Genomic DNA, 18,323 nt, shown 5'->3' with positions numbered 1-18,323 from the left:
TACAACTGAACGAAGACAATCATGACGAATGAGCAATTATGGGTGGAACCCGTCGGCACGCTGATCATCGCCCGCATGCGCGGCATGCCGACCGAAGCCCTACTGCGCGAATGCCAGGAACGGGTGCTTCAGCTGGTGCGGGATACCGGCTGCGGCAAGGTGCTTTACGACGCGCTGGAAATGGAAGCGCCGCATGTGGACGTGGTGCTGTCCCAGCGCAAGCTCGACGAGGAAATACCTGACGTCAGCCTGCGCCGTGCCATCGTGGTGCCGAATACCAAGCTGGCCTATCTTGCGCGGCTGGCTTTCGGAGAAGGCGACTACCGCGTCTTCTACAGCGACATCACGGCGGCGATACGCTGGCTCGAGGAAAAGTAGGATCGCGGGAACACCCGCTTTCTGCGTGATGGCCTGCATCCATGAAAAAAGCCCCTCCCTGGAGGACAGGGAGGGGCAACGCCACTTGCAAACACCATCAGGAAACCACTCCGCCTTCACCTGTCCGTTCGTCACGCGATGCGTTGTAAAAACTGCGCGGCAGGGTACGATTTACAAGCTCAAGCCGCGCAATGCTTCATGCCAATACGAAACGCGTATGCTGGAGGAACCATCCACGGGCCAGACGGGCAACGACTTCCAGGCTTCCGGGCTCCTCGAATGCATGAGTCGCGCCAGGTATCACTTCGAAGCGTTTCTTGCACTGGAGCGCGGCGAAGGCGGCGCGATTGAAGCCGACGCTGCCGTCATCCAGGCCGCCGGCAATCAGCAAGGTGGGCGCGGTGATTTTCGCCAACCCGGGATCGGGCAACTGCAATTTCGCACTGCGCAGCACCAGCGCCGCGATGTCGCAGACATCCGTGGAAGCCAGGTGCAGTGCCGCCGCCGCGGGAAAGCCCGACGCAAACAGCGAATACGGCAATGCATCGGTTGCGGCATCTTGCCCGAGCCAGGCGCAGGCGCCCTGCAGACGGCGGGCCAAAGCCTGCGCATCATTCCTTGCCTGGCCGGGGCGATGCTCCTCCAGGCTTGCCGCATCCAGCCACAGGGTGGCGAGGCCGGCCTTGTGCAGCACGCTGCCGACATAATCCGATGGCGGCTTGAGCCGGCTGGCGGTGCTGCCGTTGACGCAGACAACGATGCCGATGGCATCGTCGGGCATGCATAACATGGCATTGACCGCGACATCGTCGCAGGCAATGGAAACGTGTCTTCTGTGGATCGGGGAAACCATTAGCTTTCTCCAGCAGGCCAGCGGCCTGCGCCTTCGATGGACAAACCGTAAACGGAAACGAGCCGGCCGATGACTCCATGCGGCGGCCGGCAAGGGGATGGGTACAATCGCGGTTCTGCAAACGTCGGTGGTGGCGTGCCGTCGCTGCGGCACCGGGGGCAAGGAAATTGTGAAGGGCAATCATCCGCGTGCGCAACAGGCGTGCGCCGGCGCGATGAGAAACACATCCGGTAAACATGACGTCTGCGGGAAGAAATATCGCGTCAGCCCTTGCCGACGCAAGGTCTGTGCCTATGGATCCAGCCCGAAAATATGTAGGGCCGCCCCCTCACCCCGGCCCTCTCCAGAGGTAGAGGGGGAGATCAGCGACCCGAAAAATGAACCGTTTTTCGGGCCAAATCAATAAGGTCTGTGCCGATGCCGCGATGGCCTGACGCAGTGCCGGCAAGCGAACGCATGCACGACGGCGCGTACCGTCCCCGTCGCCCTCAGGTCCGCAGCGGCTTGCGCGGCTTCGGTCGCGCCGGCAGGTGAAACTGGGCGGTGACGACAGGCCCGGCCTGCGCTTCCACTTTCGGACGCGGCGGCGAGTTCGGCAGGTCGGGGCTATCCGGCCCCTTGCTGCAGGCAAGGCTTGCCAGTGCGAGCACCGCGAGAAGGACAGGCGTCTTCCAGGCGCTGGATTGCCTGCCTTCAGGTTGGCATGGTGTGTTCATGATGGACCCCGTAAACAGGTGGGCTTCCTGCCGCGCACCGGCTACATCCTCGTCATGCTGCCTTGCGTGGCTTCCCGTCCGGCCAGGCTGCCGGCGAAGTCCGCCGCAACGTCGATGTCTCCGTCGTCCGCGCCGGCATGCAGCTGGCGGAAATAGTCGATCGTGCGCGACAGACCGTCATCGAGCGCGACCGTCGGTTCCCACTCCAGCACGGTGCGTGCCAGCGCGATGTCGGGCCGGCGGCGGGTCGGATCATCGCTCGGCAGCGGCCGGAACACGATGCTCGACTTCGATCCGGAGAGCGCGATGATGCGTTCGGCCAGCTGCAGCATGGTGTATTCGCCGGGATTGCCCAGATTCACCGGACCGCAGAAACCGTCGGCGCTGCGCATGAGCAGGTCAAAGCCGCGGATCAGGTCGTCGACATAGCAGAACGAGCGTGTCTGCGAGCCGTCGCCGTAGATGGTGAGCGGCTCGCCGTTCAAGGCTTGCATGATGAAGTTCGACACCACCCGGCCGTCGTTGGGATGCATGCGCGGACCGTAGGTATTGAAGATGCGCGCGATCTTGACGTTCAGGTTGTGCTGGCGGCGGTAATCCATGAACAGGGTTTCCGCGCAGCGCTTGCCCTCGTCATAGCAGGAGCGGATGCCGATTGGGTTGACATGCCCCCAGTAATGCTCGCTCTGCGGATGCATCTGCGGATCGCCGTAGACTTCGCTGGTCGAGGCCTGCAGGATCTTGGCCTTGACCCGCTTGGCCAGGCCCAGCATGTTGATCGCGCCGTGCACGCTGGTCTTGGTGGTCTGCACCGGGTCGTTCTGGTAATGCACCGGCGACGCCGGGCAGGCCAGATTGTAGATCTCGTCGACCTCCACGTAGAGCGGAAAGGTGACGTCGTGCCGCATCAGCTCGAAGCGCGGATGGCGCAGCAGGTGGGCGATGTTGCGCTTGGTGCCGGTATAGAAATTATCGACGCACAACACATCATGCCCCTGGGCGATCAGGTACTCGCACAGGTGGGAGCCGAGGAAGCCGGCGCCGCCGGTCACGAGAATGCGCTTGGAATCGGCTTCTTTCATGGATGCATCTCCGTAGTCTTGTTCCAGGGATGGCGCGCAGCCTCGCCTTCAAGCAGCCGCACGGCCAATGCCGCCACCGCATCCGCGCCGACATCGAGGGCGCACAGATGTCCGATCGGACACACCTGGTGCATGCAGGGGCGGCAGGCGACCTCGGCATGGATCACCTGGTGCCGTTCGCGGTCCAGCGGCGCCCAGCGGCCGGGATCGGAGCCGCAGGAAACGATCACGCTCGGCGTGGCGACGGCGGCGGCCACATGCGAGATGCCGGTATCGTTGGACACCACCAGCCTGGCCTGCGCCAGCAGCGCCGCGAGGCCGCCGAGATCGGTCTTGCCGCACAGGTTCAGGGCCGGCATGCGCATCGTCCCGTGCACCGTGCGCACCACTTCCGCTTCGTCCGGCGAACCGGTCAGCACGATCTTCATGCCCGCTGCCGCGAGGCGGTCGGCCACTTCGGCAAAGCGCTGCGGCAGCCAGCGGCGCGTGAGCATGCGCGCGCCGGGATGAATGCAGACATAGCTGCCCGGCGCCGGCAGCTCGGCATGGCTGCGCCGCAGCGAAGCATGGTCGTCTGCGGTCAGCGGGAATTCCAGCTGCTCGCCCTGCGGCGGCGCGCCGATGAATTCCATCAGCCGCAGGTAGCGCAGCACTTCATGCTCGCGCTCGTCCCAATGGGTGAAGGCGGCCGGATCGGGGCAATACTGCCCCTGCGCATGGAAGCCGGCATTGCGTTTGGCGCCGAGCAGTACGGTGAGCGGATTGCTGACCCCGCCGCTGCCGTGCAGTTGTATCGCGAGGTCGAAGCGGCGGGCCTGCGCCTCGGCGAGAAAGCCCGGCATTTCCTGCAGGCGCGCCGGCTGCTCCGGAAAGCCGGGGCAGCCGGGAAACACCAGCAAGTCGTCGAGATAGCGGTGATAGCGCTGGACGAAGCTGCTTGCCCACGGCAGCCCGACCAGCGTGATGGAGGCCTGCGGCGCGGCGGCGCGCAGCGCGCGCAGGGCTGGCACGGTGCACAGCATGTCGCCGAGCTGCAATGCGCGGAACACCGCGATGCGCTGCACGCCGGCAAACAGGTTCTCCTTGGTTGCCCTGATCAGATTGTGCATCCACCCTTCCCCTTCATCACGGCTTCTGGACGATGAAGGAACCGATCGCCAATGCATCGAGCGGCGTGGTGCAGAAGGACTCGACCGCGTCACGCGGATTGCACACCACCGGTTCGCCCCGTGTATTGAACGAGGTGTTGATCAGCACCGGCACGCCGGAGCGTTCGGCGAAGGCTTTCAGCAGATCGTAATAGGCGGCATTCTGCGAGCGGTTGATGGTCTGGATGCGGGCGGTGCCGTCGACATGGCGCACCGCCGGAATCTTGTCCTCGCGGTCCTGGCGCACGTCATAGACGAACACCATGAACGGCGACACGTCGCCATCGACGAACCAGTTGGCCGCCTCTTCCTCGAGCACCACCGGCGCGACCGGGCGGAAGTCTTCCCTGTCCTTGATGGTGTTGAGGCGCTGCTGCATGGCCGGGTCCAGCGGTGAAGCGAGGATGGAACGCGCGCCGAGGGCGCGCGGCCCGAACTCCATGCGGCCCTGGAACCAGCCGATCACCTTGTTCTGCATCAGCAGGTCCGCAACTTCGGCCGACAGATCGTTGGCGCGGCGATAGCTCAGCTTGGCCTGCTTCAGGAATTCCTCGATCTCGTCATCCTCATAGGCCGGCCCGAGGAAGGCATGGTTCATCTGCCAGCTGCGCTTGGACATGCCGCGCTGCTGGGCATCGATCCACATGGCCGCGCCGAGCGAGGTGCCGGAATCGCCCGACGCCGGCTGCACCCAGACTTTCTTGAAGGGGCCGCGATCGCGCACGCGCGCATTCATCACGCAATTGAGCGCCACGCCGCCGGCCATGGCGAGGTTTTCCGCGCCGGTCTGCTCATGCAGCCAGTGCACCATCTTCAGCACCGTTTCCTCCAGCACGATCTGCAGCGAGGAAGCGATGTTCATGTGATGCTGGGTGAATTCGGAACCGCGTTCGCGCGCCGGCCCGAACACTTCCGCCCATTTGGCGGGCCGCACCTCGTAATCGCCGTCGCCGCGGTATTGCAGGATTTCGTGGAACTGCTCGGCGAACACCGGCTTGCCATAGGAAGCCAGCGCCATCACCTTGTATTCGTCGGAGGAATGCAGGAAGCCGAGATAGTCGGTCACCATTTCATACAGCAGGCCGAGCGAATGCGGCAGGTTCACCTGCTTGAGCCTGTGGTAGCGGCGGTCCTGGTAATGGCCATAGCTGGTGGTCGCGTTCTCGCCGCGGCCGTCCATGGTGAGCACCGCGCATTCCGCGAAGGGCGCGGCCAGGAAGGCGCTGGCTTCATGCGAGAGGTGGTGTTCGACGAAATGCCATTGGAAAGGTCCGTCATGCCGCACCCCCTGGAAACGCTTTTTGATATGGTGGGGCGCGCCGCTGGCCAGCTGGCGCGGCGCATTGACGATGGACGACAGAAACAGCGGGTCCCACGGCGACAGCCAGTCCGAGGTCTTGTGCGCCGACGGCTCCAGCGGCAGTGTGATGGTTTCGTCGCCCTTGCGTTCGCCGAGCAGCAGCCAGGGGTTGTAGGAATACGCGACATGGTCGACATCGCTGAGCCGGATGCCGGCCTGTTTCAGGCAATAGTCGATCGCGTGGAACGGCAGCTGCCAGGTGGAGAAAGGCACGGGCCGTTTTCCATGCTTGATGCGGGTGAAGCGCTCTTCTTCCGCGGCGGCGAGAACTTCCCCATCGCGCACCAGCGTCGCAGCGCAATCGTGATAGGCAGCATTGATTCCAAGCGTATACACATTTCCCTCCAAAAAATAAGCGCCGTGGCGGCAATCATGAGACTGCCGCCGGCGGCGTGTTGTGTTTGTTGCATTGAAAGGCTTTAAGCAAGCGACATACCTGTGCGCGGTCCGGACAAGGTAAAAGCTCCTATGCCGGCCGGGGCCTTGCGGGGCAAGGCCGGAAGCCTTTTTTCACTATGGAATGCATGCCTGCCGACACCTGCATGCAAGATCGGGGGCGAACAAACTACCTGTTCTTGTAAATAGTCGCCCATCCCTGCATGAAGGATTTACCTGCTGGCTGCCGGTCGGGCCGCGCCCTGCGAAGCGTTGCCGTTCTGCTGCCGCTGCGCGTGCCGCTTGTTGCTGAGATAGATGAACTCGCCCACCACGGCGGTGAGGAACATGAAGAGGTTCGTGAACACGAACACCCAGTTGTCGACCATGTAGCTGTAAATGGTGAATCCCAGGGAGGCGGTGAGCTGGCCGATGAACAGCCATTTCGATACGCCGTCGATACGCTTGGTGCGCCACTGGGTATAGACCTGGCGCGAGATGGTGGATACGAGGATCAGCGAGCTGAGCCAGCCGACGATATCGGCATTCATTGTTTCTCCTTTACAGTAATGCCGGCTCCGGTCCGGCCATGATGATGCGTGCCCTTCGGGGCCGTCGATGCGGACGCGCCAATGCATCGCTCCCATGCGCCATGCGGCATAGAGCACTGGGCATTGCGCGAACCGGTAACGGCGCAGGTACCGAAGGCCTTGCATGACGATTCATGCGATCCTGATGGTGGACTGCGCACGATCGGGCTTGTTCCTCCCGCGAAGACGGGCTTCGTGATGCATCCGGCAGCAGCTCATTCGGATGACTGGATATCGAGGCGCCGCCGCTGCGCCGCGCCGGGGCGTACCGGCACCCGGATTTCGAGCAGTCCGTCGTGCATCGATGCGGTCGCGGCATCGGGATCGGCGCCCAGCGGAAGGTCGACCACGCGGTAGAAGTGTCCATAGGACCGTTCCGAACGCTGGCTTCCTCCCGGCTGGCCAGGCTGCTGCGGATGGCGGTCGCCTTCTATCATCAGCCGGTCGGCGCGGATGTCGATCTGCACATCCTCGCGCCGCACGCCGGCCAGTTCGGCAAGCACCACCACGCTGTCGTCGCTGCGGGTGACTTCAAGAAGCGGACTCCACGCGGTTCCGACCCGGTATGCGTCGTTTGCATGCGTCGCCGCATGGTGCGCGTCCAGCCTCGCGCTGGCGATGACGCCATCCATCAGCTTGTCCATTCCCTGCGATACGCGCCGCATGATGCGCAGCGGATTTTCCCAGACCTGGAGGAAGACCGGCAGCCAAGGCGGCCGCATGTCGAGTCCCGGTGGGCGCTCCGATGCTTCGCGCCGCCGGCGGTAGGCGATGCCGGCGGCGGCCGGCCTCGCCGGGACGGCGCCGCCGTCCAAGGACTGCGCTTCCTGCCCGGGCATGGGTGTTCCCGGCCATGCGGACGAGGTCGAGCCGGCCGACTCGACGCATTTCTTGAAGCGCACCAGATCCTGCTCCACGCGCCTTGCCAGCATTGCCCCGAAGGAGGCGCCGTCGGCCTGCGCATCATGTTCGATGCTCAGGTGCAGCCGGGTACGCTGCTCCCCGTCGGCCTGCAGCATGATCCGGCCCTCGTGCCGGGGCGCACCGGATTTTTGCCAGGCAATGTATTGGCCCGGAACTTGTTGCGTGATCTCGGCATCCCATTCGATGTTCTGGTCGCCGGCCCGCGCATGCCAGCGCAGCTGTCCGTCTTCCAGCCTGCGCACCGCCTGCACGCCATTCAAGAACCGCGGATATTCCTCGAAACGCAGCAATTGGTCATAGACGACATGGACAGGCGCATTGATTTCCATTGCGTGTTCAATTCTTGCCATCGCGAATCTCCAGGTTGTGCCGGCGGGCCGGATGACACGGCGGGAACGGCGGACTTTCTCAGATGCATGCCAGTCCTGCAACATCCATACCACTGCGTCGGCAACAATCCCATCCGGATGCGATCGAAGCACGGAGCATGAAAAACCGTAGGAAAGCAGCGCGGCGGACAGAACTTTTTGCAACGGAAATTTGTAAGCGTTACAGCAGACAGCCTTCCTTACCGGTCCTGCCATCAGCCCCGACATTGTCAGCATTGTCCGCATTGCCGGGGCACCCGCCGCCAAGCCTCAAGGAGATCACACCGTTATGTCCGATGCACAACCGGAAAAGCTGGGAGCCGTCAATGTGATGCGCGACCTGTGGCGCGTGGTATCGGCCTTCAAGGGCCGTATCGCGCTGGCGGTCTTCTTCCTGGTCCTCGCCAAGCTGGCGGTGGTGTCGGTGCCGCTCGCGCTCAAGCGCATCGTCGACGACATGTCGCGCCCGGAATCCTTCGTTGCGCTGCCGGTCGCCCTGCTCATCGGCTATGCGCTGCTGCGCTTCGCCAGCACGCTGTTCAATGAATTGCGCGACCTGGCTTTTTCCCGCGTGACCCAGCACACGGTGGCGACCTATGCGCAGAAGACCTTCACCCACCTGCATGCGCTGAGTTCGCGCTTTCATGCCAGGCGCCGCATCGGCGGCCTGCTGCCGGATATCGACCGCGGCACCAACGGCATTGCCTTCCTGCTCGGCGTCGGACTGTTCACCCTGGTGCCCACGCTGCTCGAAATCAGCATGGTGGTGGGCATCATGACGGCGCGCTACAGCGACTGGTTCACCGTCATTCTCGGCATGACCTTCCTGGTGTACTGCGGCTTCACGGTGTTCTTCACGCAGCGGCGCGCCATCGTGCAGCGCCGCGTCAACCGCCTCGATTCGAATGCGAAGAGCCTGCTGGCCGACAGCCTGATCAACTACGACGCGGTGAAATACTTCACCAACGAGCGCGGCGAGTCGGCGCGCTTCCAGCACATCATGGACAACTGGGCCGAAGCGGTGGTGGCCAACCAGCGCGCGCTCTTCATCCTGCACGTCGGCCAGAGCTCCATCATCGCCATGGGCGTGGCTTCCGTCATGCTGCTGGCCGGACAGTTCGTGCTGACGCGCACCATGACGGTGGGCGACCTCATTCTCATCAATGCCTATGTGATCCAGGTTTGTCTTCCTCTCAATGCGCTCGGCTTCGTCTACCGCGAAGCCAGGGATGCGCTGGTCAATGCGGAAAGGCTGTTCCAGCTGCTGCGCGAAAAACCCGAGATCGCCGAGGCGCCCGGCCTTCCCTCCCTCAAGGTGACGCGTGGCGAAGTGGTGTTCGACAATGTCAGCTTCGCCTATGAGCCGGAGCGTCCCATCCTGCACGGCGTCAGCTTCCGCATACCGCCCGGCGGCACGGTGGCGGTGGTGGGCGGCAGCGGCTCCGGCAAGTCGACGCTGGCGCGGCTGCTGCTGCGCTTTTATGAAGTCGGCGGCGGAGGCGTGAGCGTCGACGGCCAGGACATCCGCGGCGTCAGCAGCCAGAGCCTGCGCGAGGCCATCGGCGTGGTGCCGCAGGAGGCGCTGCTGTTCAACGACACCATCGCCTTCAACATCGGTTATGGCCGCCAGGGCGCAGGCATGGAAGACATCATCGCCGCCGCCAGGGCCGCGCATGTCCACGACCTGATCGATTCCCTGCCGCTGAAGTACGACACGCCGGTAGGAGAGCGCGGCGTGATGCTGTCCGGCGGCGAAAAGCAGCGCATCGCGCTGGCGCGCGCCATCCTGAAAAATCCGCCGCTGCTGATTTTCGACGAAGCCACCTCGGCGCTCGACACCGCCTCGGAACAGGCCATCCAGAAGGAGCTCGACCAGTTGTCGGCCAACCGCACCACGCTGGTCATCGCCCACCGCCTGTCGACCGTGGTCGACGCCACCGAAATCCTCGTGATGGAGCGCGGGCGCATCATCGAACGCGGCACCCATGCGCGCCTGCTCGAACTCAACGGCGCCTATGCCCGCCTGTGGCAGCTGCAGCAGCGGGCCGAAGACAATGAACAGGTGTCGCGCGAAATGCAGTCGACGCTGCAGGGATGAACGGGCCGACCGTGTCGGGAACGCTATATCGCCTGATGCGAAACCCGATGTTGCGGCAGCGCAAGCAGACGGCCTTCCCCAAGGCAAGCCGGATTGAGCCGGGTCAACGCAAGGCATTGGAATGGGAATTGCATGTGCGCCAACCTAACCAATAGGCGAGAAGCCACGGAAGCCATGCCGCGCCGCAAGCCGGACGCTTCCGTACATGGACTGCATCATCAGGACTCCGTCGATGACTAAAATAATTGCATTCAACCGCAACCGCAGGATCATTACCGCAGATACGGAGCATGACGCCCGGGCAAGCAGCGTGAAGCTGCGCCGGCAGAGCGGCGCACCGGTCGTATCGGTGCTCGGCAACGGCGCAGGCAGGCACAACACCGCCGTGACGATCGCGGCCTCCATCGTGGTGCCGTCCAAGGGACGGCCGCAACTTCTCAACCGCTGCCTTGCCAGCCTGGTGATGCAGCAGTTCGACAGCGCCCGCTTCGAAATCATCGTCGTCGACGACGGGCCGAGCAACGACACCCGCGACGTGGTGGCAAGCTGGGCCGCGCAGGCCGCCGAAAACGGGCTGCAGGTCACTTACATTCCCTCGATGGGACCGCACGGTCCCGCCGCCGCCCGCAATCACGGCTGGCGCGCGGCGCGCGGCGCCATCATCGCCTTCACCGACGATGACACGGTCGCCCGTCCGGACTGGCTCAAGAACGGCGTGCTGGCCTTCCATGAAGGCGTGCATGCGGTCTGCGGCAGCATCGTGATGCCGCTCGAAGGCACGCCCACCGATTACGAGAAGGATGCGAAGAATCTCGAGACGGCGGAATTCGTGACCGCCAATTGCTTCTGCCGCAAAAAGGTGCTCGAAGATCTCGGCGGCTTCGACGAGCGCTTCCGCTTCGCCTGGCGCGAGGATTCCGATCTGCATTTCCGGCTCATCGATTACGGCGCCAACATCGTGCGCGAGCCGAAGGCGGTGATGATGCATCCCATCCGCCCGGCGCAGTGGGGCGTCAGCCTGCAGCAGGTGAAGAAGGTCCAGTTCGATGCGCTGCTCTACAAGAAGCATCCTTCGCTGTACCGCCGCCGCATCCGCGCCAGGCCGCGCTGGGATTTCTACCTCACGGCGGGGGCATTGCTGACGGGACTGATTTCCCTCCTGGCCGGAGCATTCGGCACCGCCGCGCTGTCCGGCCTGGTCTGGGCTTTCATGACCGGCCGCTTCTGCCTGCAGCGTCTCAGCAAGACTTCCAAGGCGCCGGGCCATGTGCTTGAGATGCTGGTGACCTCGGCACTGATACCGCCGCTGGCGGTGTTCTGGCGGGCAGTGGGCGCCTTTAAATTCCGGGTGGGCTTCCTGTAGCAACGACGATGTGTGCGACGCATAGGGAACACATGCATCGCCACATGTACTTGCAAATCCCCATCGTCTCAGTATTTCTTTTATTGCAATGTTGCGACTATGCTCATTTCTTTTGAAAGGAATGATCATGCCGATATGTCCGCAACAGGATTTTCAAGCTTATTTCAAAGAGAACATGGAGGCGCTTGGGTTAACCGTTCCGACGACGCTGTTCCACGGTCTGGCGAATGCTGCAGCCATGATCGCCGGCACGCTGCCCTTGTGGTTCCAGTCCCACTTCATGCAGCACTCCGAAATACTCAACGAGCGTCACCCGGCGCGTATCGCCTATGCCACAAAGGCCCGTCAATGAAGGACCGCATGCTATTGCTGATGGCTGGCGCGATCGTCGCCGGCATGGCGGCGGCAGTGCTTCGCCTCGAGGGCGACCACACGACCGCGGTGTCGATGATCTTTGCCGCGATAGGAATCATTGCCTGCTGCAAGCGGCGGGGCGGAAAGTAAAGCAAGGCGTCCGCTCTTCATTCTCCCTTCGTCCTCCCTGCTTCCGGTCGGGTGATTTCGCGCAAGGCGGCGCAGTGCGGCTCTGCGACAATCAATGGCGGCTGAGGCTTCGCGTTGCGGCTCGCCTGTTCATCTCCGTTGAATGGCGACACCTCTCCCGCATCGGGCGGCGGCAACTGCATCCGATCGATCTCCCCGCAGCACTTGCAAGTATTCCTGGCAGCTTCACCGCCGGGCACGCGGCATTCCCGCCGCGCGCCGGCATCTTTCCGTTACGCACACAATCCGACCATGCAGCGACGACTCAAGATCCTCACCTGGCATACCCATGGCAGCTACCTTTACTACCTGACCCAGGCGCCGCACGATTTTTATGTCATGTCCAAGCCGGACCGTCCTCCCGGCTACGGCGGACGCTGCGGCCATATTCCCTGGGGCGACAATGTCATCGACATGCCGGTGGCCGAGGTGAAGGATCAGGAGTTCGACCTGATCCTGTTCCAGGACGACGACCAGTATCTGAAGGACCAGCACCAGTATCTGTCCGAAGCCCAGCGCAGGCTGCCGAAGATCTACATCGAGCACGACACGCCGCGCGAGCATCCCACCGACATGCCGCATCCGGTGGACGATCCCTCGGTGCTGCTGGTGCATGTCACCCATTTCAACCGCCTGATGTGGAACAACGGCCGCACGCCGACACGCGTCGTCGAGCATGGGGTGCTGGTGCCGCCGGGCGTGGCATATCGCGGCGATATCGCGCGCGGGCTGGTGGTGATCAACAACATCGCCACGCGCGGCCGGCGCCTCGGCTACGACGTCTTCCTGCAGGCGAAGGAAAAGATTCCGCTCGACCTGGTCGGCATGGGCGCGCTCGATGCCGGCGGCATCGGCGAAATCGAGCATGCGCAGCTGCCGGCCTTCAGCGCGCAATACCGCTTCTTCTTCAATCCGATCCGCTACACCAGCCTCGGCCTGGCGGTGATCGAGGCGATGATGATCGGCATGCCCATCGTCGGCCTGGCCACCACCGAAATGTCCACCGTCATCGACAACGGCGTTTCCGGCTATGTCGATACCAATGTCGAGGCGCTGATCGACCACATGCAGGCGCTGAACGACGACCCGCAGCTGGCGCGCCGTCTCGGCGAAGGCGCGCGCCGCTACGCCAATGAACGCTTTCACATCAACCGCTTCGTGGATGACTGGAACCAGGCATTCCACTTCGTCACAAACTGAATCGAAAGGATCACATGACAGCCAACGCAAGCTATTTCATCGATCGCGCCGCCGCCGAAAAGGCGGTAAGAATGAGCCTGCCGATGATTACCGAAGCCATGAAGCAAAAGGAAGTGGGCGAAAGCGGCTTTCTGTATATCGTGGTGATGGATCCGCTGCGCACCCCGGCCAACGCATCGTTTGAGGAAGCGGTGCTGTACGAGCATGCGGTCGGCGACCGCGAGAAGTGGGATGCCGATTACGCCGGCTTCGCGAAAGCCAAGGCATCGATTGCCTGGCGCACCGGCATGGACGGGCACATGGTGCAGGAACTGCGCCCTCACCTGCTGGCGGCGAAGGATACGGTGCTGTGGGGCAGCGTGGTGGTCGACGGCATTGTCGTCGGCGTCAGCGGCGCCAATGCATGGTACGACGAGGCCTTCGCCGGTACGGTGGCGATGTGCCTGCGCGCCGTCGCCAAGGCGGGCATTGCCGAGGCACGCGGCAACGGCCTCTTCCTGCAGCCGAAATAAGCCTCGACTCAGCCCAGGGTATAAAACACCAGCTTCGATTGGGCCGCATCGAAATACAGCGCATGCCATGGCAATGCCACGACTGCGCTGTTCCTTTTGCGGGCCAGCACCACGTAACGCAACTGGTGCGTGACGACATCGATCATCAGACGGTCCACGATGCCGATGCGCTCGCCGTTGGCCGTGACGACCGGGCATCCGTGCAACAGATCGGCGGTGCTCGATTCATGCGCCGCCAGCGGCACAAAGCGCGCCGGCCCGCTGCGAGGTCGGGGATTTCTGGGACGTCTTCCTACAGTGATTTGCATGATGGCTCCTGCTTCATTACTGCTTCATTGATTCGCCGCGCAAGCCGGCCGCGGCATCAATCCGGTTTGACTGCGTGTCGTCACCTGCGCTGCGGCGCCTGTCCGTTGGACCAGCTGACACGGCGCGACCCCACCACCCCCAGCGCACCGCCGACAACGCCGACGGCCAGCGCCAGTGCCACGGCAAGGAATACCACCCAGGCCGCCGTGCCGGCGTTCTGCATCACATTCTCCGCTCTTGCCTTGCCTTGCGGCGAGGCGGCGTCGGAAGATCCGGACAGGATGAGTGCCTGGTCGACAATGGTCTCGGCGCGCATCTGTTCGACACCGAGCGTGCTGATCACCAGCTGCACCGCCTGGTCGCGCTGGCCGGTTTTCAGATACTGCTGCAACTGGCGCATCGCCTGCGGATCGATGCGCCCGCCCTGCGCGCGCATCAGCGACGACAGCGGCGATTCGCCCGCGGCCACGCTGGCCTGCGCAAGCTGGCTCATGTTGTTGAAGACGCCGCTGACCAGCGCGCCGCCGACCGACGTGGCGAGCACCGCGAACATGATCGTAGTGACCGCCCACGACACTGCGCCATGCAGCACGCCGTCCGCCCTGCGCTTCAAGCCGGACATGCGGGCCGCGACGTAGCCGCCGAAGAATGCGGCTACCAGCATGCTGAAGCCGGTCCACAGCAGCGGCCCCATGCTCAGGCTCTCTCCTTCGCTCGGCTGTATCGAAGAGAATCCCACGGCAATGCCAAGCAGAGTCAGCGCCAGCTGAATGGAAATGCCGACCGCGACTCCGGCGAATACCGCACCCCAGCGAATGGCCGGCAACACCGGACGACGAACGTTGTACTCGCCAACCTCCACCCTGTGGACTGCATCGCCACGCGCGGAAGGATTGTCATTGATTGCCATGTTCTTATTTCCTTATGGACTGATAAAACGGGAGTCGCCCTGCCCTGCATGCTCCCCGCACATCCCGCTTCACGCCTTAGCGTAAAAGGCAACATCCATGCCAAAATCCACACGGCATGAAAATGCGGCGGAACAGGCGGCTTTCGGAACGGAGGCGGAGAAAAAGGCTTTTGCTTGCCGATCAAAGCGCTTAAGCAGGCAGAGTAAGCTTTGCCAAACCTGGTAAAGAATCCATTCAGTGAAGGCCGGCCCGACGCGCCAAGCGGAAGGTCATGCCGCCGACGGCACTTCCTCGACGGAGTCGATGGCGGCCTTCATGCGGCGCAGAAACTCCCGGCGTATCCGCCATTGCTTCGCCGGCTGGACCTTGATGCGGCAGCGTACCGAGATTGCCGCGTCTTCCACCTTTTCCACGCCCGCAATATCGATATCGTCGAGAATCATCGGACCCAGCGCGGAGTCGGCGCGCATGGCGGCGCCGACGCGGTGCATCATTTCGAACACGCGCTCCACATCGCCCTGCCGCTTCACGTTCATGTCGATCACCGCATAGGCGAAGCCGCGGCTGCGGTTGGTCACCACGGTGATCATGCTGTTGGGAATGAAATGCACGGCGCCGTCATAGTCGCGGATGCGGATGTGGCGCAGCGTGACGCGCTCGACCAGTCCGCTCTTGCCTGCCGCCTCGATCACATCGCCTTCGCTGACCTGGTTCTCGATCAGCAGGAACAGGCCGGTAAAGAAATCCTTCACCAGGCTTTGCGCGCCGAAACCGACGGCGATCCCCGCCACGCCGGCCGTGGCCAGGATGGGCGTGATGGAAATGCCGATCAGCCCGAGCGTGAGCATGATGGACACGCCGATGATGACGATGGTGGCGGTGTAGCGGAACACATTCATCAGTGTTTCCACCCGGCGCGCATCGCCCAGGCTGGCATGATTGAGAATATGGGTGTTGAGCAGGTTGAGCACGCGCCGCATCAGGCGCAGGGCCAGCCATGCGAGCACCCAGACCAGAATCATGTTGAACCAGGGGCGCAGCACATTGACCCACTGTCTCATGACGTCGGGTTCTATTGTCATTGACGGTTTGCTTGATCGTGATGGATGGAGATTGACGGCATGCGCCGCCACGGCGGCGCGACAATGCCGGGCACATCGGTCCGATGTTCACATGGATCGACATGGCGCAGGCTGACAGGCTTCAAGGAAAGTGCGTGTCGGGTCCGTTGACTGCGGGTCCGTTGACTGCCCTTGTGCAAGTCAATGCGCAGTAGATAGAGGCGCGTGCGTGCGCGCCTCTGTAAGCAGGAAAGTCCGGTCGAAGCGCGCGTCACCTGCATCGCGCCCTTCGTTACGCCCGTGCTTAGCGGAAGCGCTCGACAATCACCCCGTTCTCGAGGCGAACCCGTTCCCCGACCTGCACGCCCGGCTGCACATCCTGCACCAGTGTCTGCACGGAACCGTTGTCCATGCGAACCGCGACGCGGTAGGAATCGCCCGTACCGCCGCCGCTGGAGTTGCGGGTCAGCGCGCGTCCGGCAAGCGCACCGCCTGCCGCACCGGCCACCGTGGCCGCGGTGCGGCCGCTTCCGCTGCCGACCTGGTTGCCCAGCACGCCGCCCACTACCGCGCCGGCGACGGTGCCGACACCGGGATTGACGCCGCCGGACGCGGCCTGGCCGGGCACCACATCAATCGCCTGTATGACGCCATAGCCTGTGGTGCTGCTGGTGGTCGTGACCGGAATGGAGCTGCCTGTGGTGGTCATCGGGTAGGAGCTGGTCGATGCCGTGTTCGGGCTGCTTCCGCATGCAGCCAGCAGGATGGCCGCGAAGCCTGCGGCAATGGGTTTTGCAAGTCTTGTCTTGTTGTTCAACATGATGGATCTCCTTTTTCGTGAATGTCCGGATTTTGCATGGCACGCTTCCCGGGGGAAAAGCGCCGTCGCATTTCGGAACTTAACCGGAAAAATATGCAGGACTTATGCCAGATCGCAAACAAGATGCCGCATACCTGCGGAAATCGGAAACGTCCTTCCCCCGGACCATGTCTATGTTTTTACACGCGCCCAGTCGCAGTTTTTACACGCGCGCGCACTTTTTACCCGACACATTTTGCGCTGGACTTCCCGGACTGCTTGCCTGACTGCGAAGGAAAGCAAGGCACGGCTTGGGCAATGCGAAGCAGGAAATGAAATGGTGAGCTGGGTACATCATTTGCTTTGAATGCAATGCAGCGAATCAATAATTCCACAACATCAATACCATGCGAAAAATTGCCCTCATCAGCGAGCACGCTTCCCCTTTGGCCCATCTCGGCAGCATCGACAGCGGCGGACAGAATGTCTATGTCGCCCAGCTGGCACGGCAGCTCGCCAGGCTCGGCTATCTCGTCGACATCTTTACGCGCCGCGATAGCGAAACCCAGGACCAGGTGGTTGACTGGCTGCCGGGCATTCGCGTCATCAATGTGCCGGCGGGTCCGGCCTATTACATCCCCAAGGAACAGATGCTGCCGTTCATGGAACAGTTCGGCCGCTTCATGATCCGCTTCGCGCGACGCGAGAAAGTGCCCTACGACCTGCTGCATGCCAATTTCTTCATGTCGGGCATGGTGGCGCAGCAGGTGCGCAAGTCGCTCGGCATTCCCTTCGTCATGACCTTCCATGCGCTGGGCCGCGTGCGCCGCCTGAGCCAGAAGGAAGCCGATGCCTTTCCCGATGTGCGCTTCTCCATCGAGGAGCGGCTCATGCATGAGGCCGACCGCATCATTGCCGAGTGTCCGCAGGATCAGCGCGACATGGAATTGCTGTACGGCGCGCGCGGCGACCGCATCGATGTCGTGCCCTGCGGTTTCGATCCGGATGAATTCTGGCCGGTAACGCTGGATGCGCGCCGCCAGCTGGCGCTCGACCATGATGAATTCGTGGTGCTGCAGCTGGGCCGCATGGTGCCGCGCAAGGGTGTCGACAATGTGATCCGCGCCGCCGCCATCCTGCGCCATCAATACCAGGTGCCGGTGCGCCTCCTGGTGGTGGGCGGCAATGCGGAACAGCCCGATCCGGTTGCCACGCCGGAGCTCGGACGCCTGATGGCGCTGACGCGCGAACTTGGCATCGAGCAATGCGTGACCTTCACCGGCCAGCGGCAGCGGGCCCAGCTGCGCTACTTCTACAGCGCCGCCAATGTCTTCGTCACCACGCCCTGGTACGAGCCCTTCGGCATCACGCCGGTGGAAGCGATGGCCTGCGGCACGCCGGTGGTAGGCACCGCGGTGGGCGGCATCAAGACCACCGTGGTCGACGGCGAGACCGGTTACCTGGTCGAACCCAACAACCCCGAACAGCTGGCCGAGAAACTCGCCTGGCTGCATCGTCATCCGCACATCGCGCAGCGCATGGGCTGGGCCGGCATGCGCCGCGCCTACCAGCACTTCACCTGGCGCAATGTCGCATCCAACATGGCTGCCGTGTACGAAAGCGTGCTGGAGCCGGCCGCCGCCTATGCGGTACAGCCGCGCATCGCCGCGGCGGGCGAAATGAGCCTGCGCGGCTAAGCAGCGGCACAGCCCGCAAAGCAATCTTCAATCACC

The 18,323-nt window shown here is 63.2% G+C and carries 19 protein-coding genes; 8 read left to right on the top strand and 11 right to left on the bottom strand.

The window, feature by feature from the left end; translation table 11 throughout:
* Positions 1 to 21: 21 nt before the first annotated feature.
* Complete coding sequence (locus tag FH061_RS15310) at positions 22 to 378, top strand: STAS/SEC14 domain-containing protein (protein WP_151636686.1); 357 nt, start codon at positions 22 to 24, stop codon at positions 376 to 378.
* 196 nt (positions 379 to 574) lie between these two features.
* Here the strand turns inward: FH061_RS15310 and FH061_RS15305 are convergent, their stop codons facing one another.
* The 7 genes from FH061_RS15305 to FH061_RS15275 form a co-directional block, all read right to left on the bottom strand.
* Positions 575 to 1,231, bottom strand: a complete 657-nt coding sequence (locus FH061_RS15305) for a dienelactone hydrolase family protein (RefSeq protein ID WP_151636685.1) — start codon at positions 1,229 to 1,231, stop codon at positions 575 to 577.
* A gap of 488 nt (positions 1,232 to 1,719) precedes the next feature.
* A complete protein-coding gene (locus FH061_RS15300; RefSeq protein ID WP_151636684.1) occupies positions 1,720 to 1,947 on the bottom strand; it encodes a hypothetical protein in 228 nt (75 codons plus the stop codon).
* A 41-nt stretch (positions 1,948 to 1,988) separates the two neighbouring features.
* Positions 1,989 to 3,029, bottom strand: a complete 1,041-nt coding sequence (locus FH061_RS15295) for a UDP-glucuronic acid decarboxylase family protein (protein ID WP_151636683.1) — start codon at positions 3,027 to 3,029, stop codon at positions 1,989 to 1,991.
* Positions 3,026 to 4,138: a glycosyltransferase family 9 protein gene (locus tag FH061_RS15290; RefSeq protein ID WP_151636682.1), complete on the bottom strand. Its 1,113-nt coding sequence runs from the start codon at positions 4,136 to 4,138 to the stop codon at positions 3,026 to 3,028. The genes FH061_RS15295 and FH061_RS15290 overlap by 4 nt, the downstream gene beginning before the upstream one ends.
* Positions 4,139 to 4,154: 16 nt before the next feature.
* Positions 4,155 to 5,885 (bottom strand): carbamoyltransferase family protein, encoded by a 1,731-nt coding sequence (locus FH061_RS15285; protein WP_151636681.1) that lies wholly within the window; start codon positions 5,883 to 5,885, stop codon positions 4,155 to 4,157.
* 260 nt (positions 5,886 to 6,145) lie between these two features.
* Positions 6,146 to 6,463, bottom strand: a complete 318-nt coding sequence (locus FH061_RS15280; RefSeq protein WP_151636680.1) for a hypothetical protein — start codon at positions 6,461 to 6,463, stop codon at positions 6,146 to 6,148.
* Between the two features lie 254 nt (positions 6,464 to 6,717).
* Positions 6,718 to 7,776, bottom strand: coding sequence for an Hsp20 family protein (locus FH061_RS15275; protein WP_192805080.1), 1,059 nt, complete (start codon positions 7,774 to 7,776; stop codon positions 6,718 to 6,720).
* A 307-nt stretch (positions 7,777 to 8,083) separates the two neighbouring features.
* Between FH061_RS15275 and FH061_RS15270 the strand changes: the two genes are divergently transcribed.
* From FH061_RS15270 to FH061_RS15250, 6 genes are all read left to right on the top strand, one after another.
* Positions 8,084 to 9,892: an ABCB family ABC transporter ATP-binding protein/permease gene (locus FH061_RS15270; RefSeq protein WP_151636678.1), complete on the top strand. Its 1,809-nt coding sequence runs from the start codon at positions 8,084 to 8,086 to the stop codon at positions 9,890 to 9,892.
* Positions 9,893 to 10,124: 232 nt separating this feature from the next.
* Entirely contained in the window at positions 10,125 to 11,255 is a 1,131-nt protein-coding gene (locus FH061_RS15265) for a glycosyltransferase family 2 protein (protein ID WP_151636677.1), read from the top strand.
* 121 nt (positions 11,256 to 11,376) lie between these two features.
* A complete protein-coding gene (locus tag FH061_RS15260; protein ID WP_151636676.1) occupies positions 11,377 to 11,607 on the top strand; it encodes a hypothetical protein in 231 nt (76 codons plus the stop codon).
* The gene (locus FH061_RS30480) at positions 11,604 to 11,759 is read left to right on the top strand and encodes a hypothetical protein (RefSeq protein ID WP_192805079.1); all 156 of its coding nucleotides are present in this window, start codon (positions 11,604 to 11,606) and stop codon (positions 11,757 to 11,759) included. Before FH061_RS15260 ends, FH061_RS30480 begins: the two co-directional genes overlap by 4 nt.
* Before the next feature lie 291 nt (positions 11,760 to 12,050).
* Positions 12,051 to 12,998, top strand: coding sequence for a glycosyltransferase family 4 protein (locus tag FH061_RS15255; RefSeq protein ID WP_151636675.1), 948 nt, complete (start codon positions 12,051 to 12,053; stop codon positions 12,996 to 12,998).
* 14 nt (positions 12,999 to 13,012) lie between these two features.
* Positions 13,013 to 13,510 carry a hypothetical protein gene (locus FH061_RS15250; RefSeq protein ID WP_151636674.1) on the top strand — a complete coding sequence of 166 codons (498 nt, stop codon included), beginning with the start codon at positions 13,013 to 13,015 and terminating at the stop codon, positions 13,508 to 13,510.
* 8 nt (positions 13,511 to 13,518) lie between these two features.
* On the opposite strand, the gene FH061_RS15245 is transcribed toward FH061_RS15250, so the two are convergent.
* The 4 genes from FH061_RS15245 to FH061_RS15230 all read right to left on the bottom strand — a co-directional run bounded on the left by FH061_RS15245 (position 13,519) and on the right by FH061_RS15230 (position 16,611).
* Complete coding sequence (locus FH061_RS15245) at positions 13,519 to 13,818, bottom strand: PRC-barrel domain-containing protein (protein WP_151636673.1); 300 nt, start codon at positions 13,816 to 13,818, stop codon at positions 13,519 to 13,521.
* Positions 13,819 to 13,898: 80 nt separating this feature from the next.
* Positions 13,899 to 14,729, bottom strand: a complete 831-nt coding sequence (locus FH061_RS15240; RefSeq protein WP_151636672.1) for a hypothetical protein — start codon at positions 14,727 to 14,729, stop codon at positions 13,899 to 13,901.
* A gap of 270 nt (positions 14,730 to 14,999) precedes the next feature.
* The gene (locus tag FH061_RS15235) at positions 15,000 to 15,812 is read right to left on the bottom strand and encodes a mechanosensitive ion channel family protein (RefSeq protein WP_225984685.1); all 813 of its coding nucleotides are present in this window, start codon (positions 15,810 to 15,812) and stop codon (positions 15,000 to 15,002) included.
* A 283-nt stretch (positions 15,813 to 16,095) separates the two neighbouring features.
* Entirely contained in the window at positions 16,096 to 16,611 is a 516-nt protein-coding gene (locus tag FH061_RS15230) for a glycine zipper 2TM domain-containing protein (protein WP_151636671.1), read from the bottom strand.
* Between the two features lie 386 nt (positions 16,612 to 16,997).
* Between FH061_RS15230 and FH061_RS15225 the strand changes: the two genes are divergently transcribed.
* Positions 16,998 to 18,287 (top strand): glycosyltransferase family 4 protein, encoded by a 1,290-nt coding sequence (locus tag FH061_RS15225; protein ID WP_192805078.1) that lies wholly within the window; start codon positions 16,998 to 17,000, stop codon positions 18,285 to 18,287.
* Positions 18,288 to 18,323 lie beyond the last annotated feature (36 nt).

Source organism: Noviherbaspirillum aerium, assembly GCF_008929045.1.
GTDB classification, from domain to species: domain Bacteria; phylum Pseudomonadota; class Gammaproteobacteria; order Burkholderiales; family Burkholderiaceae_D; genus Noviherbaspirillum; species Noviherbaspirillum aerium.
The sequence above is the reverse complement of the archived record's forward strand: the minus strand, read 5'-3'. Positions and strand labels throughout refer to the sequence as shown.

Excerpts from the sequence above, each read along its gene's own strand:
- FH061_RS15295 (WP_151636683.1), bottom strand. The coding sequence starts at position 3,029 with ATGAAAGAAGCCGATTCCAAGCGCATTCTCGTGACCGGCGGCGCCGGC.
- FH061_RS15225 (WP_192805078.1), top strand. The coding sequence starts at position 16,998 with ATGCGAAAAATTGCCCTCATCAGCGAGCACGCTTCCCCTTTGGCCCAT.
- FH061_RS15280 (WP_151636680.1), bottom strand. The coding sequence starts at position 6,463 with ATGAATGCCGATATCGTCGGCTGGCTCAGCTCGCTGATCCTCGTATCC.
- FH061_RS15240 (WP_151636672.1), bottom strand. The coding sequence starts at position 14,729 with ATGGCAATCAATGACAATCCTTCCGCGCGTGGCGATGCAGTCCACAGG.
- FH061_RS30480 (WP_192805079.1), top strand. The coding sequence starts at position 11,604 with ATGAAGGACCGCATGCTATTGCTGATGGCTGGCGCGATCGTCGCCGGC.
- FH061_RS15265 (WP_151636677.1), top strand. The coding sequence starts at position 10,125 with ATGACTAAAATAATTGCATTCAACCGCAACCGCAGGATCATTACCGCA.
- FH061_RS15300 (WP_151636684.1), bottom strand. The coding sequence starts at position 1,947 with ATGAACACACCATGCCAACCTGAAGGCAGGCAATCCAGCGCCTGGAAG.
- FH061_RS15275 (WP_192805080.1), bottom strand. The coding sequence starts at position 7,776 with ATGGCAAGAATTGAACACGCAATGGAAATCAATGCGCCTGTCCATGTC.
- FH061_RS15230 (WP_151636671.1), bottom strand. The coding sequence starts at position 16,611 with ATGTTGAACAACAAGACAAGACTTGCAAAACCCATTGCCGCAGGCTTC.
- FH061_RS15245 (WP_151636673.1), bottom strand. The coding sequence starts at position 13,818 with ATGCAAATCACTGTAGGAAGACGTCCCAGAAATCCCCGACCTCGCAGC.
- FH061_RS15235 (WP_225984685.1), bottom strand. The coding sequence starts at position 15,812 with ATGACAATAGAACCCGACGTCATGAGACAGTGGGTCAATGTGCTGCGC.
- FH061_RS15260 (WP_151636676.1), top strand. The coding sequence starts at position 11,377 with ATGATCATGCCGATATGTCCGCAACAGGATTTTCAAGCTTATTTCAAA.
- FH061_RS15270 (WP_151636678.1), top strand. The coding sequence starts at position 8,084 with ATGTCCGATGCACAACCGGAAAAGCTGGGAGCCGTCAATGTGATGCGC.
- FH061_RS15305 (WP_151636685.1), bottom strand. The coding sequence starts at position 1,231 with ATGGTTTCCCCGATCCACAGAAGACACGTTTCCATTGCCTGCGACGAT.
- FH061_RS15310 (WP_151636686.1), top strand. The coding sequence starts at position 22 with ATGACGAATGAGCAATTATGGGTGGAACCCGTCGGCACGCTGATCATC.
- FH061_RS15255 (WP_151636675.1), top strand. The coding sequence starts at position 12,051 with ATGCAGCGACGACTCAAGATCCTCACCTGGCATACCCATGGCAGCTAC.
- FH061_RS15290 (WP_151636682.1), bottom strand. The coding sequence starts at position 4,138 with ATGCACAATCTGATCAGGGCAACCAAGGAGAACCTGTTTGCCGGCGTG.
- FH061_RS15250 (WP_151636674.1), top strand. The coding sequence starts at position 13,013 with ATGACAGCCAACGCAAGCTATTTCATCGATCGCGCCGCCGCCGAAAAG.